We start from the raw sequence: 24,935 nt of genomic DNA on the forward strand, positions 1-24,935 counted from the left end.
ATTGATTTCGCCTTCCTGCCCCCTTCTAAGAGGGCAGATGAGCAAGTCCTACCAACGCTAGATACATAGCAATTAATAAAAATAATTGACTATAAAAAGTTTATCGGTTGGTTAATGACATTAATTGGGAATCTACTGCGTTAACATAAGAATCATCTTCCGCTGCTTTGGGAGATAAATCTCCAGAATCAATACCTGCCTTGATTAGGTCATCAGCAGTTACCTTGCCTGTCTCATAGTCGCTAATCAATACTTGATAGCCATCAATGCCCTGTTTCTCAAAGTCACCTCTGTAGGCAGAACTTACTAAATTAAATGCCTCAGTGCGACGTACATCAGAACCCATCATCATATCGCCAGATTTCATATCGCCAGATTGCATATTGCCAGGCTGCATATCTCCAGATTGGGCATCTTCTAACGTTTCTTCTGAACGGTTAGTTGGTGGTTCAGCACCCTGAGAGTTCTCCATCTCCATCCCGTCGTCTTGATTCATTTGACCTTGTTTCATCTGACCTTGTTTCATTTCCATTGAATCCATGTCAGATTGAGAAGCATCAGTTGGAGATTCAGGTTGAGTTAGGTCATCGTATTTCTCAATTCTAGTATTGTCAGGTTCAGTTGACGTTTGAGCGATCGCTTTAGGAATAGCAAATGCAGTAGAGAATAATAATAATAAGCTACCAATAGTTAGTTTGTTCATTGTTAAAAATGTCCTTAATTTGTCTACTTATTTTTAATAAACTCAATAAATCAATCAAGATGTAAAGAGTTTTGATGGATAATCTTTAAATTATTCGCAACTTTGAGTGATCGTCAAGCTGCTAAATTGTATTTTTCTAAGATCTACTCTAGTAGATAGCAAATAAAAATAATGCTCTTAGCCTCTGCTAAAGGTTACTATCTACCAGAAAATAATCCGAGCAAGAATTGAATTATTGGGCTGTGGCAGATCTGCCTTCTGTCGCGCCTAAAATTGCCTTCCAGCCTGCCAAACCACCCTGCAACTGAGATACGCTTTCAAAGCCAGCTTGACGTAAGTTATCTGCTGCTTCCGCTGCTTCTTGATCTGTATTGCTGTAAATATAAATTTCGCGATTTTTAGGAATATTGTCATTGTCCACGTCTGTAGCTAGCATAGAACCTGTTATGCGCTCATCTAAAAAAGATTCGCGATCGCGCGCATCAATGATAGTTAAACCTGGTTCACCCCATTGAAGGCGTTCTTTGAGAGACTGCGCGCTAGCTTTTGGCGTAGCTTCGGGAGGCGTAGGAATTACTTCGCCTAGCTTCTCCTTGGCATTGGAAATTACTTCTGCTTCTGCTTTTTGTTCAGACATAAATTAATTTTTATTTCTGTAAATTACGGTACTAGTTCTTATTAAGCCAAAAATTCGCCAGAAAACACTCCATCAAAAGCCATAGTTTTTGCAGATGGCTAATTTTTAAAAATAGTACTTTAGATTCATATATTTAAGGTTATTTTTCATTAACGTTTTTACAGAATGTCGAAAATATAAGTTGACGCTCGTATTAGTAATCTACTTAAATTAACGGCATCAGAATTAGCCCTCGCTTTCGTTTTTCGTGCTGCTTCTAACAGCAACTTTGTTACTGGCGCACTCTATGACGTAACAGACAGGCAATTACCCGCATAAACGATTAACAAACTCGCGCATTCCCTCACCTTCATTGGCTTAAGGATGCGGAGTCACTCGTCAACCAACAACTAACAAAACTTATGACTATTTCTGCCGATCAAATTCCCGCTCAATCTCAAGATAACAAACCAGCCCACGAGTCGGAAATGACTCCCAAACCAATATACGATCGCGATAGCTACAAAGGCAGTGATAAACTAAAAGGAAAAGTTGCCCTAATTACTGGTGGCGATAGTGGTATCGGTCGTTCAGTAGCCGTACTCTATGCCAAAGAAGGTGCTGATGTTGCTATTGTTTATCTTGATGAACATGAGGATGCCAAAAAAACTAAAGAATTAGTAGAAGCCGAAGGTCAAAAATGTTTACTAATTCCTGGTGATATTAGTGGCGAACAATTCTGCGCTGAAGCAGTACAAAAAACTGTAGACGAACTAGGCAAGCTAGATATTTTGGTCAACAATGCAGCAGAACAGTACATGGAAAATCCTGAAACACTTGAAGATATAGACTCGGCGCGTCTGGGCAGTATCTTCAGTACTAATATCTTTGCCATGTTCTATTTTTGCAAAGCAGCCATCCCTCACTTAAAAGAAGGTAGTGCAATTATTAACACCACCTCAATTAATGCTTATCAAGGCAATGCACCTTTACTTAGCTATTCCACTACCAAAGGTGCAATTTTAGCCTTTACTCGCTCTTTATCCCAATCTCTGCTTAAAAAAGGCATTCGCGTCAATGGTGTTGCTCCTGGTCCAATTTGGACTCCTTTTATTCCTGATGCCTTCCCTGCCGAAGAAGTAGAAGGATTTGGCAAACAGGTACCAATGAAACGTCCTGGTCAACCTGTAGAGGTAGCAACTAGCTTTGTTTTCTTGGCTTCAGAAGATTCTTCTTACTTTGCAGGACAAGTATTACATCCTAATGGTGGTGCGGTAGTTAACGCTTAAAACCTTTGTCTTACAGGCGGGCAGTTGTCCGCCTTAATAATGAGTGTCTAAATGATTACGAATTTAATTTTAGAAAATAAACAAACCTTAAAAGGAGTATTCGCCGTTTGTATGATTGTGGCAGGAATTACTCATTTCATCGCTCCCCATACTTACGTCAAGATTGTGCCACCACAGCTACCCTATCCCGAAGCTATTGTCTATATCAGCGGCTTTTTTGAAATCTTAGGCGGTATTGGTTTATTAATTCCTTTGGTTAGTCAAGCTGCTGCTTGGGGTTTAGTATTGCTGCTGATTGCGGTTTATCCAGCTAATATAAATATGGCGGTTAACAATATCCATCTTGATAATGTTCCTGATGGTAATTGGTTTCAGGCAATTAGGCTGCCGTTTCAATTTGTACTCATTGCTTGGGCATATTGGTATACAAGATCGGATGCCAAAAGCGATGTCTATGACTAGATCGACGATGAGTCGCCTTTGAGAATAAAAAGTCATTGCTGTTTCCACCATTTAAAGATAAGATCTCGTACTTTTTCCTGCTTAGTTTCTATAAAGCTATTTAATTCATTTGCATAAGTAATTAGCTTCGTTTCTGGTTGTTTTATAAACAAGTCAGAACTTTTAAAATAATCACACGCTTTTTCAAAGTTAAAAACCTGTTTTGAAACATAGTATAAAGTCGCTTCTTGATCTGTCATCTAATTTATCTAACTACATCAAAATCACAAAGGAAAATAATTCAGATCATCGAATTATTTTCCTTTGTAGGCGTTCTCTTGGAAAAACTCTTAAAAATTACTAAGTTGTCTAACTGAAATCTGCGTTTTTAAATCGCGATCGCAATATTGTTTTTAATGATACGCTCTAGTTTTATTGTTATCTACCAATGGGTTAAGTTTATTAATCAAAAATACTGTCTAAAAAACTAAAAGCTAATAGCTCTTTTGATAAACTTTAGTTTTACTCTGCACCAACCATTTCTCCAGCTTGAAGTAGCTCTACTAAATTTCCTTCAGGATCTCTTACCAAAGCTAGCTTCACTCCCCAATCGGCAAAGTTCCAGGATGAAGAGACAACTTCCACATTTTTACTCTTTAAATACTCCAAGGCTTCATCTACGTCTTTGACTCCAAAACTTAAGGCGATCGCATCACCTTTTTGCTCAAAAGAAACAAGGGTTCGGCTGCCGAAGTATTCTTTGAGTTTACCGCGACACATGATAGTAAGTTTGGTTGTGCCATTGGTTAATTCAACATAGCGATCGACCTCAGAAATAAAAACAACCTCTAGCCCCAACACATCTCGATAAAACTGTAAACAAGTATCATAATCGTTGACATACAGTCTGGTATAGGAAAAATTAAATTTCATTGATTTGGTTCTCGAATAAACGCTGCTACAGTTTTGTAATTGATAGATTTCTTACACAAATTATGGTTGATTACCCGATCGGCAGGTAAAAGGTAAAAATTGTTGTTGGTTTATTTGTGCAAGCAGTTTCATAGATAAATAACTTCTTCATTTTAAAAGTTTCTGGCTACTTATTTTATCTTTTAGCCAAACTAAGCTAAAAAGAGTTTATCAAACTTGTGCCAGAGATTTATTGTATGCTGCCCTCAGAATTTATGGTAATTGCGCCATCCCCTAACGCACAGGCGCTAGCTTTGCGGTCAAAGCATTTAGAGATGTCTATTTCTAGAACTCTCTTTATTAATTCCGTTGTGCTTCTTAGAGAACAGGTTTTTTGTCATGTGTGCCTCGTCACAAAACCCCAGACGCAGAAAACGTATTACTAAAAATGAACGTATATCTAGTCGTCGTGCTGCTAAATTCCCAATCAACTATCGTGATGGACGCATCGACATTCCTGGTGTAGATAGCTGGCATAGTTATTGGCGAGAGCCTTATTATTTAATGCTGACTGTACCTTGGTGGATATTCTTTTTATTGACTGCGATCGCCTACTGTGGAGTTAATGCCCTTTTTGCTTTAGGTTATTTATTAGGAGGTGACTGTATTGCCCATGCTGATTCTGGCTCATTTAGTGATGCCTTTTTCTTTAGCGTCCAAACGCTGGCTTCTCTCGGTTATGGAGCAATGTATCCTAATACCTTCTACGCAGATATATTAGTAACCATAGAAGCTTGGGTGGGAATTATTAGTATTGCCGTAATGACAGGATTAGTTTTTTCTAAGTTTTCCCGACCTACCGCTAGGGTGATATTTAGCAAAGTAGCCATTGTTAACGCGCATAATGGTATACCTCAACTATCGTGATGGACGCATCGACATTCCTGGTGTAGATAGCTGGCATAGTTATTGGCGAGAGCCTTATTATTTAATGCTGACTGTACCTTGGTGGATATTCTTTTTATTGACTGCGCCACTCTAACGATGCGGGCTGCTAACCAACGACATAATCAAATATTACAGGCTCAAGTTCGGGTTTATTTGATGCGAGATGAAATAACTTCTGAAGGAGAATCTATGCGTCGATTTTATTTGTTAAAGTTGCTGAGAAATCAAACTCCAAGGTTTACCCTAAGCTGGACTATTATGCACCCAATTGATGAAACCAGTCCTTTATGGCAAGCCACCCCAGAATCTTTAGCCCAAACCAGAGCGATGCTGATTGTTTCTTTAAATGGAATCGATCAAACCGTCTATCAATCGCTTCATGCAACCCACACCTATAGTGTCAATGAGATTTTATGGAATCATAGTTTTGTAAATATTTTTCATGAAATTGAAGGACAACATTATATAGATTTCCAATGTTTTCACCAAACAGAGCGAATTAGCCAATAGACCTCTTGCACAAATTGTAGTCAATAAACATATCAACAAAGCTGAAAATATGAGTTTTTTATCTAATACATTTATCAAAAGTAATTAGATAAATAAACATTCTAAAACGTAATCTCAGCCAGTCAATTCGCAGATCAATCGCCTGGATTTTAAATCTGCCCTTACCACAATTACTGGCTGGCAGAAGTGATGAATGTCTACTACTTTATGTGATTTGACTCAATAGGAATCTGCATTCTGCCGATTAACTTGGGATTGTAAAAACAATTTTGAGAACAAATCACTATGGCTACTTTAATAGAATCAATTCATAGCAACAATATTATGCTTGGAAGTTCTGGTAATGATACCTTATGGGCTGGTAGGGGGGATGACCTCGTGTATGGTTATGCAGGGAACGATAAGTTGACTGGTCATTTGGGCAACGATACGCTGCTGGGGGGTGAAGGCGACGATAGTATCTATGGCGGTGAAGGCAACGATAGTATGGTTGGGGGCGCGGGAAATGACTCTATATGGGATGGTATTGGAGATGATTTCTTAGATGGTGGTAACGGTAATGATAGGTTAGATGCTTACATAGGAAACGATACACTAATTGGTGGTAATGGCGACGATTTACTGATGGGTGGTGAAGATGTCGCTTGGGCGCCTGGCAAAGATTGGGGTCCCGATCGAGATGTTTTAGATGGTGGTGCAGGCAATGATACCTTATCTGGTGGAGCCGATGATGACTTGCTTTATGGTGGATCTGGTCACGATCGATTGGGGGGAACTTCAGGAAATGATACGCTATTTGGTGATACAGGTATGGATAGTCTTTACGGTGGTGTAGGAGACGATCTTATGTTTGGAGGTGCTGATAATGATCGATTCTGGGGTAACGAAGGCAACGATAGAATGTCAGGAGATAACGGTCATGACAATCTGCTCGGTGGAGACGGTAATGACATCCTCATTGGTGGAAATGGTAAAGACACGTTAGATGGAGGTTCAGGCTCTGATATTTATGTATTAGAGTACAATAGCGGTAAAGATCTTATACTGGGTTTCCAAGATGGGGTAGATCGTCTGGGTTTATCTAAAGGATTAAGCTTTACTGACTTGACTTTTGTCTCCATAGGAAACGTTAACGGAACAAATATACTAAAAGATGGAGAGCTTTTAGCCACCTTATACGGTGCTAAACCTGACTTGCTCGATCAAAGTGATTTCGTTACAGAAGGATTTGACAAAAATTCATGGAGCTAATATCAATTCTCAAGAATTGGCTAGAGAGATAAAGCATTAGTAAAATATTCCTAACCTACTAAAGAAACAATAATATCTGTAGATAAAGAATCCAAAATTTGGGCAACTTTATTCTTGACATCATCTAAATCAGTGAACCAAGGTGAGCTTAAGCGATATTTAATATATTCCCATACTCTTTCAATTAGATTTACTAAATGCGGACAAGTCCTTTCTGGGTAACCAAGGATTTGTCCGCATCTAGGGGGTTGAAATAATAAAATAATATTATCTGATATTTTCAGTTTCTTAGCGGTATGGATAGGAGATTATCTAATTGAACAATGAGAATTGGTACAACTTGCAGTTGATGAGCCAATACAACCAGTGGATGAACCAAAAAATATATCAGGCTGCTCAACAATTAGGGAATGAGGCAAGTCAGCAAGATCAAAGAGCATTTTTTGGCTCAATTTTTGGCACGCTCAATCATATTTGGGTGGCAGATATTATTTGGCTGAGAAGATTTTCTCAACATCCTCAGCAATATTCAAGTTTGAGCAGTTTACCAAAATTATCTAGCTATACAGCGTTAGATCAGTTGGTAGCTAACGATATCGAGACGCTAAACAAATTAAGACAAGAACTGGATCGGACTATTATTCAATGGTGTGAGAAAATTGCACCAGCAGATTTGGAACATAGTCTTGAATACTTTGATACTAAAGAAAATCTATATAATAAAAACTTTGGTCTGTTGCTCCAGCATTTTTTCAACCATCAAACTCATCATAGAGGACAAGTTTCTACTTTGATCGTTCAGCAGGGAGTTGATGTAGGGGTTACGGATTTACTGAAACTTATTCCCTAACAGCATTAGGTTTCTGGCTATTGAACTAACCATTGATAACCTGCTAATTTTCAAGCCAATTGCCAAAAGGTTAAGAACTTTGGTAGCTGTTGATAACCTCTGAGTTCCTGTCGCCCTGTAAAATTGAAATAATATTTCCCTAATATTTGCTGCATTTTGGTAAAGCAGCAGACTATGCCTTACTCGATCGCGGTAATACAGTTAGGAAGATGCAATTTAAATCAATCCTTATCAAAGTCCTACTTCTCATATATCTTTATGAACATTAATACTGTCTCCACAACTCCTTTTGCGGATCAAAAGCCAGGAACATCAGGATTACGTAAATCTGTCCAAGCTTTTCAACAGCCTCACTATTTAGAAAATTTTGTGCAATCAATTTTTAATTCTTTAGATGATTGTAAGGGTCAAACAATAGTTTTGGGTGGCGATGGTCGTTATTACAACCGTGAAGCGATCCAAATCATTATGAAAATGGCTGCTGCCAACGGAGTTGGGCGCATTTTAGTAGGGAAAGCAGGGATAATGTCTACTCCTGCTGCTTCGGCAATTATTCGTCAATATAAGGCTTATGGCGGTATTATTCTTTCTGCTAGCCATAATCCAGGCGGTCCGAAGGGAGATTTTGGCATTAAGTACAATATTACCAGCGGCGGCCCTGCACCTGAAAAAGTTACGGAGGCGATCTTTGAGCATTCTAAAAAGATTGACAGCTACAAGATCTTAGAAGCGAATGACATTAATATAGATAAACTAACGGTGACTCGCTTGGGAGAAATGAGCGTTGAAGTTATCGACCCAGTTGAGCCTTATGCGCGCCTGATGGAGTCTCTATTTGATTTCGATCGCATTCGTCAGCTAATTAAAAATGACTTTAGAATGTGTATTGATTCGATGCACGCCGTTACAGGGACTTACGCTAAAGATATCTTTGAAAAGCGTTTGAGTGCAGAGTCTGGAACAGTGCAAAATGGCGTTCCCTTAGAAGACTTTGGCGGTGGACATCCTGACCCCAATTTAGTTTATGCCCATGACTTAGTAGAGATCATGTTTAGCCCAGATGCGCCTGATTTTGGTGCAGCTTCCGATGGAGATGGCGATCGCAATATGATCTTAGGCAATAACTTTTTTGTGACTCCTAGCGACAGTCTGGCGGTATTAACAGCTAATGCCACCTTAGTTCCAGGATACAAGGACGGTTTGTCTGGGGTTGCTCGCAGTATGCCTACTAGTGAAGCAGTAGATCGAGTTGCAGACAAGCTCAATATTAGCTGCTATGAGACTCCTACAGGCTGGAAGTTCTTTGGTAACTTACTCGATGCCAACAAGGCAACTCTCTGTGGAGAAGAAAGCTTTGGTACTGGCTCAAACCATGTACGGGAAAAAGACGGACTATGGGCAGTACTGTTCTGGTTAAACATTTTAGCGGTAAAAGGAGAATCCGTAGAGGCGATTGTCAAAGATCACTGGAAAACCTATGGACGTAATTTTTATTCCCGTCATGACTACGAAGAAGTAGACAAAGAACCTGCAACAGAACTCATGGAACGCTTACGAGATATGGTAGGTACAATGGCTGGTAAAAAGTTTGGCAGCTACGAAGTAAAATATGCCGATGACTTTAGCTATACTGACCCTGTAGATCACAGCGTCAGTAAAAATCAAGGTATTCGCATCGGCTTTACCGATGGTTCGCGTATTGTATTCCGTCTGTCTGGGACAGGAACAAAAGGAGCAACTTTAAGGCTGTATGTCGAAAGTTATGAACCCGATGCCAGTAAACATAATTTGGATACTCAAGAAGCTTTAAAACCGTTGATCGATCTAGCTCAAGAGATTGCTCAGATTAAGGAATATACGCAACGTGACGAACCTACTGTAATTACATAACTGACGTTGCACATTTAATTTAACTGCTGTGACGGGGTGACGGGGAGAAACTACGCAGGTAGCAAGTCTATCCCCAAGTCGCCAAGTCCCCAAATCCTCAAGTCCCCAAGCCTTACAGATTAATTAGTGCGTAATATCAGTTACATAAATAAGTAGGGGCGAACAGCCGTTCGCCCCTACTTGTTCTCAACAAGCTCGACCAAATCTTCTATCTGTTTAATCTGACTATTTCCAGCTAGATAACCAATACCACGATGAAGATGTAAAACAAACTGCTGTTTCAACGTATCGGCATCTGTTTTCAACCCATCTTGATGACATCTTTGTTTCAAGGCAATTAATAAAATATCTGCTATTTCTCCGCCAAAAACATTCCAGGCTATTTCTACTTTACTATCAGTTTTAATTGGCACAGGAGAAGGAACGCTTGGTTCAGCCAAAGAACGGCAAAAAGCCCAGCGACAAAGAATATTCCACTGTTTTATTTTCGTATTGCGCTTTAGTTTAACTAGCTGATCTTCGGCACTGCTAGAAAGGCGAACTCTCTCGATCGGATTTTCCATAGTTTGATCTTTGGTTGATTGTTAGTTATTAGTTTTCCGCAAGCTGCAAGGCTATCTGCTGATGAATCACTTAAGCAGTCAATATTCTATTAAAAACTGAAGACTAAAGACTAAAGACTAAAAACTTATTTGTTTTGATACAGGCTGCGAGGATCTAAAGCATCCCGTAAACCGTCTCCTAATAAATTAAAGGCTAAAACGGTCAAGATAATTAATAGCGCAGGAGGAATAATCAACCAAGGTTGTAATACCAAAATAGAGGCATTGGTAGCAGAGGACAATAAGTTACCCCAGCTAGGATCTTTTGATTGAATACCTAAACCAATCAAGCTGAGAGTTGCTTCGGCAATAATGAAACCAGGTACAGCTAAAGTTGCAGAGATAATTATATAGGTGGCTGTCTGGGGTAAGATATGACGCACAATAATGTAAATAGGATTAGCACCCATAGCATTTGCTGCTTGCACAAACTCCTGTTCTTTAATAGATAAGACTTGCCCTCTAATTACCCGCGCCAAACCAGACCAACTAATAAAAGAAGTAATCAGAACAATAAGTAAAAAAGTTTGCGCGCTGCTTAAACCAGGAGGTAAGACAGACGCTAAAGCAATTAACAGGTAAATTCCTGGAATAGTCATTAAAACTTCTACCACTCGCATAGCAACTGCATCAATCCAGCCTCCGAAATAGCCTGAGATTCCACCAATTAGCATTCCTAGAGGATAAGAAATAGCAATCCCTGCAAGTCCAATAAATAAGCTAATTCTGCCACCAAACAAAAGACGACTAAACAAGTCTCTTCCCTGTTCATCAGTGCCAAGCAGATTAATTCGAGCTTTGTTTATAGTACCGAAAAGATGTCTGTTTAGAGGAATACCAGGAAATATGGCAACTGGCTCAAATTTAGGCGGTAATGGTAAAGAAATCTCAAATAAGTTATAGGGATTACCTTTGACCAAGAAAGCAATGGGAGAAGGTTTTTCTTGGTTAATGATTAATAAGCGATCGCCTGTGTTAATATCAGTTACCCCTTGAGTTGTCGGATAGACAAAAGGAGCAGTGATTTTTCTAGCTGGATTGCGCCAGTGTATTGCTGTAGGAGGCAAAAGTGAACCTTCAACCTGAGAATCATAAGGCGAATAAGGTGCAATAAAATCAGCAAATATAGCAGAAAGATAAAAGATGATTAAAAGGGTTGCTCCTAAACGTGCCAAGGTGTTTTTCTGAAGCTTTTGCCACCAGTTCATAGGCTATATAAGTAAGTAGGTGTAATTAAATATGAAATGGCTTTAATAAAGGTCAGAGGTCAGAGGTCAGAGGTCAGGGCAAAAAGTTAGTGTTGGTATCTTATAAATGATTTCGCCCACCTACTTAAATATTTTTTTAGACAAAATTTATCCCTCATCCCTCATCCCTCATCGCTTATTTCCACTGGACTCACTTTTGCTTTATACAATAATTTATCCTCTTGTTTATAGCCCACGTAACGAACTTTTACCAACTCTCCTGGTTCTGCTGTTCCTTTTAATAATTGATGATATTGAGGATCGTAAAATAACTCTTCTCCTACACTAGCAATAGTTTTTATATCCCACTGCTTTAATAATTGTTCTATGGGTTTTACCAAGCTGAGTAATCTCTCTGCTGGTAGCTGGGGGTTTTTATGAACAGCAGCTACAGCCGTCGGCCACTGTAGTAACCAAGATTCTATCGTTTCTAGGCTCGCTTGTTGAAATTCTGCTTCTAAAAATTCTTGTTGCTCAAGCATTTCCTGCTGAAGTTTTTGATACTCTTGTTGACAAGCTGTTAAGGCATCGCGATTTTCAGTTTTTTGTAGCTTAGTGTTTTCTGTAGATTGCTCGACAAAAGTTTCTACTAAACTGTCTATCGATACATTCAGTGCTTTGGCAATACGCGCGATCGCATCTACAGATAGATTACGAATCAATCCTCTTTGGATTCTAATTAACTGTAATCGAGCAACGTTTGCCTCTTGAGATAGTTCTTCTAGATCCGATATATCTACCTGCTGCATCAAATCCTGTAGCAGTTGCTTATTGGTTTCGTATGAATATTGATTCATCCTGCAATATTTATGAATAAATAGTTAATTTAATTTATTTTTCTAGTCTATCAAGCCTTTTTTTTAAATCTCATTAACATTTTCAACTCCCTTAACTGTTGTCGGATGTTATTTTATGAATTAACCAACGAGATTTGCAACAAAAAAGATTAGAGAGAAATTTAACATGGCTGCAAAACGCAATTCCCAACGTCAACCCATTGCTTATCAAGAATTTGGCAATACTGATAATTCTCAGGCATTAGAAAGAGGAGTGCCTGATTTACCACCCCAACAGCAAGATCTCAGAATACAAGCGACTCGTTCTGGCAGAAAAGGCAAAACAGTAACGATAATCACTGGGTTTCAGCATAAACCCGAAACTCTCAGCAAGCTATTAAAACAGCTAAAAGCTAAATGTGGCACTGGCGGCACTGTCAAAGATAATAGTCTAGAAATTCAAGGAGAACATAAGCAAAAACTCCTAGAGTTATTAATTCAATCAGGTTACAAAGCCAAAATCAGTGGTGGTTAATGATTAACATCAGTGCTACAGGTTTTAAGCTGTAAACCTTTTTAGCTTTCTAGATATAGGTTTAAATCTTCAATTAGCTGAGTCAGTTCGGCTTCGCTTGTCAAACGAATACGACTATCTCTTAAGGTAATCAAAATTTTGGCAGCAAAGGGGCTAGGGTAAATATTAGGGTTACAAAAAATTTCGAGAAAGACATCTCCTGTGTATTGGTATTCCATAGATTTTTGGGGAGATGGACGGCTGCCGCTACTAGAAACTTTGCTAGAGGCTGCTTTTAAACTTTGCATTAAAGTAGATATTTCTGCCTGAAGTTCCTGAGCAGATTCTTTGCTAAAGTTAAAAATTACTGCACCTTGAAGTAAATTGAGAGTAAATTGACTCATTATCAAACCTGGATTAATTGAATCTAAAGGGAGTTTATTAACAAGAATATAATCAAATCATGTCATCAAAATATCAGTTAGCCTGAGACTAATATTATTTTTGTCAGAAAATATTTTAATAAGTTACTTTTTTTCTAATAACTCAACATAGCTATTTATTTTTCATTGTTCCTGATAAAATTACGCTCGATCGCATCAGCAACTTTACAAACATCAAACATTTCGGCTACATCATGAACTCTTAAGATATCTGCACCTCTGGCGATCGCACCGTAGCAAGCAGCAGCCGTACCCCATATCCTTTCTTGAGGCTCATTTTGCTTGAGTATAGGACGCATAAAGCTTTTACGAGATACTCCGACTAATAAGGGCAAATTCAATGATTTTAATTCAGCCAAACGCTGGAGTAATAATAAGCTTTGTGACGCAGTTTTAGCAAAGCCAATGCCAGGATCGATGATAATATTAGTCCGCTTGACACCACAGGCGATCGCTTTAGATGTCTGGGTTGCCAAAAATTCTGCTACTTCTGCCACCACATCTTGATATTGGGTCAAAGACTGCATGGTTTGGGGATTGCCGCGAATGTGCATCAAAACAATCGGTACGTCTAATTGAGCTACAGTGGTTAACATCTGCCGATCGAAAGTTGCCCCTGAGATATCATTGACTATATCTGCCCCTGCTGCGATCGCTTTGGGCAACAGTTGCTTTGGTAGTATCAATAGAAATAGGTATAGTTGATTCTTGGCGTAGCTGCTCAATTACAGGAATAACTCGCTCTAATTCCGACTCAACTGAAATTGCTGGGCATGAGGACGAGTAGATTCTCCCCCAATATCAATAATATCTACTCCTTGGGCAATCATCTTTCGAGCCTGCATCAAGGCAGATTCCAAACTATTAAACTTCCCGCCATCGCTAAAGCTATCGGGAGTAACGTTGAGAATACCCATCAAATAGGTTCTTTCTCCCCAGTTAAAATGGCGATCGCGAATTTTTAGAGTCATAGCAATTAGATCGAGATATTAGATTCTACCAACAAAATTACTTCTTAATGCTTTCTTTAGTGCAACTCCTCTGGTAGATTAATCCTAGTCCCAGATTCTAAAATTTATCTAATTTATCTTTAGACTTGGGTAATTTTTATTAATTTATTTTACAAGCAATATTAGGAGGAAAGTCGTAGTGGCTAAAAAGACCGTAGCGAGTTTAAGCGAAGCAGATGTTTCTGGCAAGAGAGTTTTAGTAAGAGCCGATTTCAATGTTCCCCTAGATGATAGTGGCAAGATTACAGACGATACTCGCATCAAAGCTGCGTTGCCTACAATTAAGGATTTGGTTGACAAAGGCGGTAAAGTAATTTTATGTAGCCATATGGGTCGTCCCAAAGGAGAAGTTAAAGAAGAATTACGACTAACTCCTGTTGCTAAAAGACTTGGTGAGTTGTTGGAACAAGACGTTACTAAATGTGATGATTGCGTTGGCGATGCTGTGGCTTCTACCGTTAATGGTATGAGCAACGGTCAAGTTGTTCTTTTAGAAAACCTGCGTTTTCACAGTGAAGAAGAAGCAAATGACCCTGAATTTGCCAAACAGTTAGCTTCTAATGCCGATCTATACGTTAACGAAGCATTTGGGACTGCTCACCGCGCTCATGCTTCTACTGAAGGGGTAACTCATTACCTCAGTCCTAGCGTTGCTGGTTATTTAATTGAAAAAGAATTAGATTATCTGCAAGATGCAGTAGACAACCCCAAGCGTCCTTTGGCTGCAATTATTGGTGGTTCAAAAGTTTCTAGTAAGATTGGCGTAATCGATACTTTACTCGACAAGTGCGACAAGCTACTTATCGGTGGGGGGATGATCTTTACTTTCTATAAAGCTCGTGGTTTAAGCGTTGGTAATTCCCTTGTAGAAGAAGATAAGCTAGATCTAGCAAAGTCTTTAGAAGCTAAAGCTAAAGAGCAAGGTGTTGAATTGCTATTGCCTACTGATGTAGTCGTAGCTGATAACTTTGCGGCTGATGCCAATGCTAAAACTGTAAGCATTAATGATATTCCCGATGGCTGGATGGGTTTAGATATTGGTCCTGATTCAATTAAAGTGTTTCAAGATGCTTTAGCTGACTGTAAAGCAGTAATTTGGAATGGTCCAATGGGCGTATTTGAATTCGATAAATTTGCTGCTGGTACTGAAGCGATCGCCCATACTTTAGCTGGTAAATCTGATGCTGTCACCATTATTGGTGGCGGTGACTCGGTTGCAGCGGTAGAAAAAGTTGGTGTCGCTGCCAAAATGAGCCATATTTCTACTGGTGGTGGTGCAAGTTTAGAGCTATTGGAAGGTAAAACTCTTCCTGGGATCGTTGCTTTGGATGATGCTTGAATCATTGAGCATTGAGCATTAAACATTTATCATTTATTAGCCTGTAGATTGACTTATGTTGGTCTATGGGTGTTTTTTTATGGCGACATTTAGACATTAGGCGATTAGGATATGAAGGGGTAAAGGTTAAAGGAAAAAGGGTAAAGGTGGAAAGTTTTTGGGACTTTGTAAATATAAATTGGCTAAACTCGGAAATTGTGGAGGGGGATTTTCCTCTGCTAAAAGTTGTCCTGGTAATTGTGGTCATAACCCTGGCACAAGTATTCAGAAAGCTGTTTTCCACAATTATTATTAAATATGTAGAGGATTTAACCAGTCAGACAGAAACAGAATTAGATGATAAGTTAATTGCTATTCTCAAGCAGCCTCTAAACTGGCTTATTGTTATTGCTGGGGTTGGAGTTGCCAAGTTAATTATCGTCACTGAATTAAACTCAGCTATTAATAAAACTGCTAATAATATAATTGGTTTAGCAGCGATCGCCACAGTCGCCTGGATTATTTTTCGTGCTTCTCCTCTGTTAGGAGAACTATTGGGCAATTTAGCACTCGAAACAGAAACCGAACTAGATGATCTGGTTGTCCCTTACCTACCCAAGCTTTTTCAAACCTTGGCGATCGTCATTGTCTTACTCAAGGCAGCAGAAGTCTTGTTAGGTGCTTCAGCAGGAGCATTAGTCGGTTTAATTGGTGGTACAGGTATTACTTTGGGGTTATTGCTCAAAGATATTGTTTACGACTGGTTTTGCACCGTAATTATCTTTTCCGATCGCCTTTATCGCCCTGGTGACATCTTAAAGGTTCAGGGCATCGATAAGCTGGTACAGGTAAAAAACATTGGGGTAAGAAGCACCACCCTCTGCGTCTTGAGCCAAAATGCTTTAAGTAAAATTCCCAACTCCAAAATGATTACGGGAATTGTGGAAAACTGGTCGCAAAATCCTGAATCGGAAAATCTGCTGGGTATTGATATTACTCTCAAGATCGACGATATTCCCTCAGAACAAACTGACCGTATCTGTAATACTTTACGTCGCTTCCCCAAGGAAATTGAGGATTTGAGCGATCGCTTTACTGTTTGGTTTAGCGGTATGGAGCAAAATGCACGGATTATTAAAGTTCAGGCTTTTGCCCAAGTAGACAATCTCAAATCCTATCGTGCTATTTGGTCAGAGATTAATTTAGGTATCTTAAAAGTGATGGAACAAGAAGGAATTGAACTATTTTCTTCCATGCCCATTGCCATTTTACCTACCAAATCGCAAAATTCAACAGAAATAGAAAGTAGTCTGAAAAAACTGATGTTATAAAGTAGGAAGTTATCTAGACTTCAGAGCATAACGGTTAACATTTACAATTATTATTCTTATCTATGTCTACTATTGAAGAAATTAAACCTGCTGGTCAGGCTGATGTAATTATTTATGTACCTTATTATCCTAAAAATAAACATAGTTGGCTGCCTCATGCGATCGCTTTATACCGTGAAGCATCCTTAGAAGGAGAAAGGCAGGTAGAAGGTGCAGAAAGTATTCCTTTTGTAGCTACTTGGTATGTATCTAAATTACCATCAGAGTTAACTCGTTGTCGTTTACAGTTTGATGGACAGGCAGAATTGAGTTATGAAGTAACATTGTCTAACTCAGAGTTCATTGATTACCTAATTGATGTCATCATGAACTTTAAGCGTTCTAACACAACAGATTTTCCTAGAGATTTTTATCGAAAACTGTTGCGCTTTGAATAAAAGATAAATCACAGGGCTTAAATGCTACTTGCAAGCGACATTTAAGCCCACTACAATAAATAATATTATCAAGGAGCGAGGGCGTGGCTACATCTGCTAAACATCTTCTAATAGCTTCAACGGAGGCTCACAGCGGTAAATCGGCAACCATATTGGGTTTAAGCCAATTATCTTTGGCAAGAGAAATATCTATTGGTTATGGACAACCTTTGGCAACCGATCTGCAAAAAAATCCTCAGAATGAAGATGATAGGGATGTTAATTTTCTAGCAGCTACTTTAGGATTATCAGCTAATCAAATTAAGCCACCTCTATTAAGGTTGGATCATCAAACAATTAGTCAGCGTCTTCAAGGTAAAGATGATCGAGACTATACTCAAGATTTACAAGAATATATCAAACAAATTGAAGGTGATTTAATTCTACTAGAAGGTTCTAGCAACCTTTGGGAAGGCAGTATTTTTAATCTGTCAGCGCCAGAAATTGCCGAATCAATAAATGCTAAAATTCTTTTGGTAGCTCCTTATCATCATCTACTCTCAGTTGGTAGCCTGTTAGCGGCTAAAAAGTTTTTGGGCGATCGCCTTTTAGGAGTTGTTTTAAATGATATTTCCCCAGCAGAATTAGCCGACGCCAAGGATACTGTCAAGCCTTATTTGGAAGCTCAAAATATTCCTGTTTTGGGCATGATTCCTCAAGATCGTATTTTAAACAGTATTAGCGTCAGAGAAATAGCCACAAGACTAGATGCTAAGATTTTGTGTTGCCCTGAACATCTAGACTGGATGATAGAGAGCTTGAGCATTGGAGCAATGAACGTCAACTCAGCTTTAGGTTACTTCCGCCAGCGAGAAAATATGGCTGTAGTCACGGGTGGCGATCGCGCTGAGTTACAAATGGCAGCTTTAGAAACTTCTACTCACTGTCTGATTTTAACAGGTCGCATTCCCCCCAAAGATTTGATTATTGAGCGTGCAGAAAGTCTAGACATTCCCATTCTCTCAGTAGACACGGATACTTTAACTACTGTAGAAGTGGTTGATGCTGCTTTCGGTAAGGTTTCGATCCATGAGCCTATCAAAGTAGAACAAATTCAAAAGCTGATGGAGCAACATTTTGATATTGAGAGGCTGATGCAGCAGCTTGGTCTAGAAGTAGTGAAATCAGTATAAAATACGTCTTTGTGTCGCTATCAGCTTTTAAGAGAAAGCACAAAGTTTAACTTCCTTAGCATATTAATCAAGCAAATTCATGTAGTTAAGAACCTTTAACTAAAGCCTTTTAAAGCTTTTTTGATCCACACAAGGCGTAAAATATAATATAGATTTAAAATTTAGGATTAGATTTTTCATGACAATGAAGTTTAAAGTACCAAGCATAGTTTGTGCTGGTTGCATAGATACGATAAAAGAAGCAATTATTACTGAGGAACCTGAGGCTAAAGTTGAGATAGATTTAGACTCGAAACAGGTGATGGTAGACACCGAAGCCTCAGAGGAATCTATCAGGCAAATTATTACCGCAGTTGGACACACGGTTGAGGAATAAATGAAGGGATAAGGGATGAGGAGTCAAAAAAAGTTCTCATCCCTTTTATCTCTATAGTTTTTATTTGATGGGCAAAGCTGCAAAACTATCAACTTTGGCAAGCTGATAATCGGGGATACAGTTATGCTCCATATAAAAGCGATATTCATCTCTGGCGCGATCGCATTGTTCTGTAGTCCAGCCACAGTGCTTTTGTAATATATCTGTAATTGCAGGCAATAAATTAATCCCGTAATGACCATTTATTGCCAAGGTGGTACGACGACGCATGATATCTACTAAAGTATGGGCAAATTCTCGTTCTACAGCGTAGGGTATCTGAGCTTTAATATCTAAGACATTGGGACTCAAAGACTCGCATAAATCAGGATTGTCTTTGGTTAAAGCCAAAACTTCTAAAGCTCTAGCACCATAAATTGAAAATAAATGATAAATAGTATTAGCTGTCAAAGTTGAGTCATATTCAATAATTGCCTGTTCAACCCGTGGATCGCTAGGCAGAATACAGCCAGGCAGAGGCAGAGAATCGGTTTGACATGGCTTGGGCGATCGCTTTGTACGTTTGAGAATGTCATCTACCATTTCTTCGCCGACGTTGCGATAGGTTGTTAGCTTCCCGCCAATTAAAGTCAGCAAGTTGTTAACGCCCTCTTTTTTATGATCGAAAATAATATGTTTACGGGTAATGCTACCTGGCTTTTTGCCCTCAGAGTTGGGTAGAGGACGGACTCCCGAATAAGTAAACTTGATATCATCTCGTCCTAAATTAGCCGTAGGAATAATGCTATTAGTTTCTCTTAATAAGTAATCAATCTCTTCATCATTGGCTTTAATATTTTCGATATCGCCTTTATAGGCTATATCCGTAGTGCCAATCAAATACATACCCAACCAAGGAACAACAAAGAAAGGGCGACCATCTGATTTTGCCTCAACATAGAGAGTCGAGCCTGGCGCACCAGGAAAGGGATCGACGACAATATGACTTCCTTTTGTACCACCATTTTTTTTAGTATTACCAATTGGCTTTTTATTTCCCTCTTTGCTGCCCAATTGACATACGCGATCGATCCAAGGACCTGCGGTATTAATTACCATTGCGTTTGCACTACCTGAAATGGTAAAGCTTTCTCCCGTCAGCTTATCTTTACAAACAACATCGGTGATACGAGAGTTTTTAAGAGGAAGTTCGGTAACTTCGACATAGTTAAGTACGGTCGCGCCTGCATTTTGAGCCGAGATAATATTTTCCAAGCAAAGACGCTCTGCTAGAGTAACTTGTCCATCGTAATATTGTGAACCACCTGCTAAATCATCATCATCAAGGGAGCGAAATAGCTGTTTAAACTTTGCTTTAGGTAGCATTCGATGAACAGGCAAAGTCTTATCAAAGCTAAAAATATCGTAAAGAATCATTCCTGCCCAAATTTTCCAATAGGGACGAGAGCGATCGCGATAAATAGGTATAGTTAACTGAAGGGGAGTAACTAAATGCGGGGCGTTACGCAGCAACACCTCTCTTTCTTTTAGAGATTCTCTGACTAAAGGAAATTCAAAATACTCTAGATAGCGTAAGCCACCGTGAATCAAGCGGGTAGACCAGCTAGAACTACCGCTAGCAAAATCATTCTTCTCCACCAAGATTGTTTTTAAACCCCGCAAAGCTGCGTCTCTTGCCACACCTGCACCATTAATTCCGCCACCAATAATAATTACGTCGTAGTCTGTTTGTTGAATTTGAGCAAAATCTCGCATAAAGAAGGTTCTATATAGTTCAATATTGTTACTTAATCACTTATAACTTAACTAAATTAGAAATCAAATTCTACACAAAAGGGCATGGCGTTGATATTGCTATACCCTTTTATTGAATTAGTAGTTGGTCAAATTGGACTTATCAAAGAGTCATTTTTGAGTAATCTGTAACTATGCTGCTACCTTTTCGTGCTTAAGCTCTTTAAATTTACCCAAAAGACGATCTGCCCAGTATTTTACGTCGTAGGTGGTTACGGTTTTGTACATCTTGGTCATCTGCTCTTTCTGCTCTTCTGGGGACATACTTAAAGCTTTTTCAATCGCTCGATCCATGCCAGCAAGAGAATAAGGATTAGTTAAAATTGCTTCGGGTAATTCTACTGCTGCACCGACAAATTCAGAGAGAACTAAAACACCATCTTCGCCACCATGAGCCACAACATATTCTTTGGCTACTAGGTTTAGACCGTCTCGTAGAGGAGTTGTCCAACAAATATCGGCAGCCTTATAGTAGGCAATCAAATGAGGTATAGGTATAGGCTGAGTAAACAAGCGAACTGGCATCCAGTCTAGTTGACCGTAGCGACCGTTAATTTGACCTACTAGCTGCTCTATGGTACTTTGAGCCGTTTTATAAACGCGCATTCCTGGGGCAGATTCTACACAGGTCATCACAAAGCTTACTTTTTTGTGTAAATCGGGGCGACGCTCTAGTAAACGACCATATGCCGCTAATTTTTCTTCATTCCCTTTGACATAATCAACTCGTCCAGCAGCAATAATTAATTTTTTACCTCCTAATTCTTCTTTGATTTGGTAGAGTCGATTTTTGGTTTCTGTTTTATCTAAAACGTCTTTAATATGCTGAGGATTTGTACCCACAGGGAAAGCATCAATATTAACGATTTGCCCTTTATAGCTCAATTGCGTAGTCATTTCAGGTTCAGCCAAAGCCGTACCTACAGGAGTCATATGTCCATTTACGGCTTCTTGTTTAAGAATCTTAACAGGCTTGAGACTACGAACTACGTTGACAAAGTTTTCTGAATAACGGGGAACATGAAAACCAACAATATCACAGCAAAGTAGACTTTCAGCGATCGCATCACGCCACGGTAAAATATTAAAGACATCCACCGAGGGGAAAGGGGTATGATGGAAAAAGGCAATTCGAGCATCGGGCTTTAGTTCTCGAATATACTGCGGTGCCATCCAGAGATTGTAGTCATGAATCCAGATCAAAGCATCGTCGGCAGCTTCTTCACAAGCAGCTTCAGCAAAAAGGCGATTGATATATTTAAAGTTTTCCCATTCAGCCGTCTCGGAAGTAAAATGATAGGGAAAAGAATGCAGAATAGGCCAAAAAGCCTCTTTAGAAGTGATGTGATAAAACTGTTTAACCTGCTCTTCATCTAAAGGGATGCGTCGCACATTATAATTAGCTTCCCCTTCAATATTGACTCGCTCTTCAAAGCTGTCTTTTTGCCCTTCGTTTATTTCTTTCCAAGCAATCCATGTTCCTTGGTTGACATCAGCAAAGAAACTTTTGAGGGTGGGAACAATGCCGTTGGGGCTTTTCTTGGGAACATAATGAATTTTGCCATCTTCTATTACTTCGTCATGAGGTTCGCGATGATAGAGAATAACTAAAGATGATTTCATAATTTTGGTGGTTAAATTACAGTGTAAAAGGACAATGGATTGACAAGATAAAATGAAAGCCAAATTATCTATGCTATTTGATTTCTAACTGCTGACAACTTTTCTATTTGTAATAGTTCTTAGATTTAATATCTAAAAATTAGCTATTTTTTCTTTAGCTAGCAAAATCTTGTGGTCGTTCTGTTTACTCTATAAATTAAGCTTCTCCTAACTAATAAAAATGAGACTTATACAATTAAATCCTACACCAACTTCTGTCTTTAACTCAAATCTACCAAGATACAGCAAATTTAGAAAATTTATCGATAATCTCTGCTATCCAAATTTAAAGAAGTTTAAAAACTTGGAGTAAACGGTTGCCGTGTTTTCTTCTATACCTCAGAATGGGTTAAAGAAAGTAAATTATCTATAGTTCAGAGAAAATTGCGTGAAAGTAGAAGTAGATACATCAATTAGATTAGTCCCCGAAGCTACTGGGAAATTATTAGCTTGGGCATCAGGTTTAGAAAGTTCAACCAATAATTATCTAGAACAAGTCAAAGCCTTAGCCCGCAAATTAGGTGCGTATTATCGACCCGATGGCTTGACGGAAATTGGTTTTTGGGTGCCTGGGCTAATGAGGGATGTTCTACACGAGCGAGAAATTTACCTAGAAGTTTTTACGCCTATAAAACCTATTGACTGGCAACAAACAGAACAAACGATTAAATTTAAACGCGATCGCCTACACTTAGAACAGCAAGGAGAGTTTATCTGGGGTGTAGTGGCAGGAATGCAGCCAGGAAACCGCGAGCAAGCAGGTTCTTTCTACTGGTTGCGCTACATTGACCGCGCTGAAAAACTGCGGACTATTCGCGATTTGGTTCCTCTTTCCTTACCTTTCGGTATTTTTGCCCCTGCTGAACTATATGACATAGATAGCCTTCAGGGAAATAGACAGGATTTAGATTATCTAGAGCGGACAGCTAAATCTGATGATCCCAAAATAAAAATTCCCCGCGTTAAAGATCCCAGAAATATTTTACAGATTCATGTAGGGACAGCTTCCTCTGAAGGAACGATTGCAGGGTTAACTCATATTTATCAAAAAATTGCTCATAAAATCAAGGAAAAAGAAGCTTTAACCCCTAGTGAACAAAATTATATTGGCTATGATGCGATCGAATTGTTACCTACCGAACCAACAATCGAATATCGCGATGAATACAGCCCCGAAAGCGAATTTTTTGCTTTTATAGGCGAAGAAGACGATCTAATAGAAATAGAGCTATTTAAGCCTAATACCCAAGATTGGGGCTATGATGTACCCATCCTTGGTTCTAGCACTACTAATCCTGCTTTACTTGATAGTTTGCGTCCTGATGAGGTAGTAGATTTTATTGCTACTTTGCACAATTTTCCTACCCATCCTATTCAAGTAATTTACGATCTTGTTTATGGACACGCTGATAACCAAAGTGAGCTATTAATTGCTCGCGAATTTCTCAAAGGACCAAATATGTATGGTCAAGATCTCAACCATCAATTGCCAATGGTCAGGTCAATTCTCTTGGAAATGCAGCGACGCAAAATCAATACGGGGGCTGACGGCATTCGTATTGATGGCGGTCAAGATTTTCGCTTTTTTAATCCTCTTTCAGGCAGGGTTGAACAGGATGATGCTTATTTATTAGAAATGAGTAATATTGTTCAAGAGGTAAAAGGTCACAAGCGACTGCTGTTTACTATTTTTGAAGATGGTCGTCCTTGGCCTGATGAAGGTTGGGAGGAAAAGTCTACCTATCGTGAGTTAATCGATCTCAAGCCAGAGTCCTATCAGTGGGGACCACTAATTTTTGCTCACAATACCCCCAGTCTTAAAGGGTTTTGGAACAAGAAGTGGTCTAGAGTCATGGAAATCATGACCATAGGCGATCATTGGATTACAGGCTGTGGTAATCATGATACTGTACGACGGGGTAATCAAATAAATGCTAAAGAAGCAATCAACTGGAATCTAGGTACAACCCTGCCAGATGTTTTGCATAATGCTTACGATAACCCTGCGGTGACTTTGTGGGTCAACTGCTTTAGTCCTGGTTTGCCAATGGACTTTATTAATGCCACCATGCACGCTCCTTGGCTATTTTTTCGTAATACTGATGAACAGTATGGAGTCAAGGTACTTTCTGAGGAAATGGGCTTTTTAGACTGGCAAATCAACCCCAGCCTCTATCAACAGTCTCATTGTTTTGTCCACATGAAAACTCTGGGATTTAAACAGCTAAAACAGTTAAACCAGTTTGGTGCAGCTTTACACCATGCCATGATCCAGCAAAACTATAATTTAGCCGAAGTAGTCGAAGTTCTGCGTGCTTGCACTAGCCCTGAGACACACTGTATTGAGGATTTACCGCCCTGTACGGAGTTAATGCGGGTGGGAATGGTACGTTTTTTGAAAAAACTAGACGAAGACCGTTTAAAAAAATTTGCCTTAATGTTTATGGAAGACTGTTATCAGGTTTGTAATGTCTATAATTATGAATCTATGGTTGATAGCTCAAGAGCCGAATTTAACCTTGCTACGAGAGAGTTTCGTCATCAAAACCCTTGGCTAGCGCAAAATATTCTCAAAAACGATACTTTTGACAAACTCAAGGATAGTGAAAGAACCGTAGTTTATGGAATTCGGCATAATTCTGACCAAGAACCAGCAGTGGCAATAATCGCGAATTTTGAAGGGGAAACAATTGAGCTAGATGTGTCAGAAATATTAGAAACCGATCTATCAGATTGGCAAATTGCGATCGCAACTCCCAACCTAAAAACAGACGATCTTGCCAACCTTAGCCTAAATAATAGTCAAGGTTTATTATTAACACGATCTGCATAATCAATAACGG

Annotated in this window: 23 protein-coding genes and 2 pseudogenes; 14 read left to right on the forward strand and 11 right to left on the reverse strand. The window is 39.1% G+C overall.

The genetic code is table 11. From position 1 onward, the window contains the following. Positions 1-100: 100 nt before the first annotated feature. On the reverse strand, positions 101-703 hold the full coding sequence (locus tag SLP02_RS06255; protein ID WP_319419795.1) for a hypothetical protein: 603 nt from the start codon (positions 701-703) through the stop codon (positions 101-103). 232 nt (positions 704-935) lie between these two features. Continuing rightward, a complete protein-coding gene (locus SLP02_RS06260; protein ID WP_319419796.1) occupies positions 936-1,340 on the reverse strand; it encodes a rhodanese-like domain-containing protein in 405 nt (134 codons plus the stop codon). A gap of 401 nt (positions 1,341-1,741) precedes the next feature. Here SLP02_RS06260 and SLP02_RS06265 point away from each other — a divergent pair, with 401 nt between their 5' ends. After that, positions 1,742-2,608, forward strand: coding sequence for an SDR family oxidoreductase (locus SLP02_RS06265; protein WP_319419797.1), 867 nt, complete (start codon positions 1,742-1,744; stop codon positions 2,606-2,608). A gap of 51 nt (positions 2,609-2,659) precedes the next feature. Continuing rightward, complete coding sequence (locus SLP02_RS06270; RefSeq protein WP_319419798.1) at positions 2,660-3,070, forward strand: DoxX family protein; 411 nt, start codon at positions 2,660-2,662, stop codon at positions 3,068-3,070. Positions 3,071-3,102: 32 nt separating this feature from the next. On the opposite strand, the gene SLP02_RS06275 is transcribed toward SLP02_RS06270, so the two are convergent. Continuing rightward, positions 3,103-3,309: a hypothetical protein gene (locus SLP02_RS06275; RefSeq protein WP_319419799.1), complete on the reverse strand. Its 207-nt coding sequence runs from the start codon at positions 3,307-3,309 to the stop codon at positions 3,103-3,105. Positions 3,310-3,571: 262 nt separating this feature from the next. Then, entirely contained in the window at positions 3,572-3,982 is a 411-nt protein-coding gene (locus SLP02_RS06280) for a VOC family protein (protein ID WP_319419800.1), read from the reverse strand. 378 nt (positions 3,983-4,360) lie between these two features. On the opposite strand from SLP02_RS06280, the gene SLP02_RS06285 reads away from it, so the two are divergent. From SLP02_RS06285 to SLP02_RS06305, 5 genes and pseudogenes are all read left to right on the forward strand, one after another. Next, on the forward strand, positions 4,361-4,888 hold the full coding sequence (locus SLP02_RS06285; RefSeq protein ID WP_319419801.1) for an ion channel: 528 nt from the start codon (positions 4,361-4,363) through the stop codon (positions 4,886-4,888). Positions 4,889-4,996: 108 nt separating this feature from the next. After that, positions 4,997-5,419, forward strand: a pseudogene (locus tag SLP02_RS06290) (ATP-sensitive inward rectifier potassium channel 10); the annotation flags it as partial. Positions 5,420-5,704: 285 nt separating this feature from the next. Beyond that, on the forward strand, positions 5,705-6,670 hold the full coding sequence (locus tag SLP02_RS06295; RefSeq protein ID WP_319419803.1) for a calcium-binding protein: 966 nt from the start codon (positions 5,705-5,707) through the stop codon (positions 6,668-6,670). 316 nt (positions 6,671-6,986) lie between these two features. Beyond that, a complete protein-coding gene (locus SLP02_RS06300; RefSeq protein ID WP_319419804.1) occupies positions 6,987-7,520 on the forward strand; it encodes a DinB family protein in 534 nt (177 codons plus the stop codon). A 258-nt stretch (positions 7,521-7,778) separates the two neighbouring features. Continuing rightward, positions 7,779-9,410, forward strand: coding sequence for an alpha-D-glucose phosphate-specific phosphoglucomutase (locus SLP02_RS06305; RefSeq protein WP_319419805.1), 1,632 nt, complete (start codon positions 7,779-7,781; stop codon positions 9,408-9,410). 176 nt (positions 9,411-9,586) lie between these two features. Here the strand turns inward: SLP02_RS06305 and dndE are convergent, their stop codons facing one another. From dndE to SLP02_RS06320, 3 genes are all read right to left on the reverse strand, one after another. Continuing rightward, positions 9,587-9,973: a DNA sulfur modification protein DndE gene (gene dndE / locus SLP02_RS06310; protein ID WP_319419806.1), complete on the reverse strand. Its 387-nt coding sequence runs from the start codon at positions 9,971-9,973 to the stop codon at positions 9,587-9,589. A 125-nt stretch (positions 9,974-10,098) separates the two neighbouring features. Further along, positions 10,099-11,220: an ABC transporter permease gene (locus SLP02_RS06315; RefSeq protein WP_319419807.1), complete on the reverse strand. Its 1,122-nt coding sequence runs from the start codon at positions 11,218-11,220 to the stop codon at positions 10,099-10,101. Positions 11,221-11,381: 161 nt separating this feature from the next. Beyond that, positions 11,382-12,056 carry a helix-turn-helix domain-containing protein gene (locus tag SLP02_RS06320; RefSeq protein ID WP_319419808.1) on the reverse strand — a complete coding sequence of 225 codons (675 nt, stop codon included), beginning with the start codon at positions 12,054-12,056 and terminating at the stop codon, positions 11,382-11,384. 166 nt (positions 12,057-12,222) lie between these two features. On the opposite strand from SLP02_RS06320, the gene SLP02_RS06325 reads away from it, so the two are divergent. After that, positions 12,223-12,570: a translation initiation factor gene (locus SLP02_RS06325; protein ID WP_319419809.1), complete on the forward strand. Its 348-nt coding sequence runs from the start codon at positions 12,223-12,225 to the stop codon at positions 12,568-12,570. A 41-nt stretch (positions 12,571-12,611) separates the two neighbouring features. Here the strand turns inward: SLP02_RS06325 and SLP02_RS06330 are convergent, their stop codons facing one another. Next, positions 12,612-12,953: a hypothetical protein gene (locus tag SLP02_RS06330; protein ID WP_319419810.1), complete on the reverse strand. Its 342-nt coding sequence runs from the start codon at positions 12,951-12,953 to the stop codon at positions 12,612-12,614. Positions 12,954-13,108: 155 nt separating this feature from the next. After that, positions 13,109-13,963 (reverse strand): annotated as a pseudogene (gene folP, locus SLP02_RS06335) (dihydropteroate synthase). A gap of 178 nt (positions 13,964-14,141) precedes the next feature. On the opposite strand from folP, the gene SLP02_RS06350 reads away from it, so the two are divergent. From SLP02_RS06350 to SLP02_RS06370, 5 genes are all read left to right on the forward strand, one after another. After that, positions 14,142-15,341: a phosphoglycerate kinase gene (locus SLP02_RS06350; RefSeq protein WP_319419813.1), complete on the forward strand. Its 1,200-nt coding sequence runs from the start codon at positions 14,142-14,144 to the stop codon at positions 15,339-15,341. 65 nt (positions 15,342-15,406) lie between these two features. Continuing rightward, positions 15,407-16,651, forward strand: coding sequence for a mechanosensitive ion channel family protein (locus SLP02_RS06355; RefSeq protein WP_319419814.1), 1,245 nt, complete (start codon positions 15,407-15,409; stop codon positions 16,649-16,651). Positions 16,652-16,713: 62 nt separating this feature from the next. Next, positions 16,714-17,088: a type IV pilus biogenesis protein EbsA gene (gene ebsA, locus SLP02_RS06360; RefSeq protein WP_319419815.1), complete on the forward strand. Its 375-nt coding sequence runs from the start codon at positions 16,714-16,716 to the stop codon at positions 17,086-17,088. Positions 17,089-17,171: 83 nt separating this feature from the next. Then, positions 17,172-18,260: a phosphotransacetylase family protein gene (locus SLP02_RS06365; protein WP_319419816.1), complete on the forward strand. Its 1,089-nt coding sequence runs from the start codon at positions 17,172-17,174 to the stop codon at positions 18,258-18,260. Between the two features lie 178 nt (positions 18,261-18,438). Then, a complete protein-coding gene (locus SLP02_RS06370) occupies positions 18,439-18,636 on the forward strand; it encodes a heavy-metal-associated domain-containing protein (RefSeq protein WP_319419817.1) in 198 nt (65 codons plus the stop codon). Between the two features lie 60 nt (positions 18,637-18,696). On the opposite strand, the gene glpD is transcribed toward SLP02_RS06370, so the two are convergent. Together glpD and ggpS are read right to left on the reverse strand one after the other, a co-directional pair. Then, positions 18,697-20,391: a glycerol-3-phosphate dehydrogenase gene (glpD, locus tag SLP02_RS06375; RefSeq protein WP_319419818.1), complete on the reverse strand. Its 1,695-nt coding sequence runs from the start codon at positions 20,389-20,391 to the stop codon at positions 18,697-18,699. Positions 20,392-20,562: 171 nt separating this feature from the next. Continuing rightward, positions 20,563-22,053, reverse strand: coding sequence for a glucosylglycerol-phosphate synthase (gene ggpS / locus SLP02_RS06380; RefSeq protein WP_319419819.1), 1,491 nt, complete (start codon positions 22,051-22,053; stop codon positions 20,563-20,565). Between the two features lie 427 nt (positions 22,054-22,480). Here ggpS and gghA point away from each other — a divergent pair, with 427 nt between their 5' ends. After that, on the forward strand, positions 22,481-24,925 hold the full coding sequence (gene gghA, locus SLP02_RS06385) for a glucosylglycerol hydrolase (protein ID WP_319419820.1): 2,445 nt from the start codon (positions 22,481-22,483) through the stop codon (positions 24,923-24,925). Positions 24,926-24,935: the final 10 nt, after the last annotated feature.

Source organism: Pleurocapsa sp. FMAR1 (assembly GCF_963665995.1).
GTDB lineage: Bacteria > Cyanobacteriota > Cyanobacteriia > Cyanobacteriales > Xenococcaceae > Waterburya.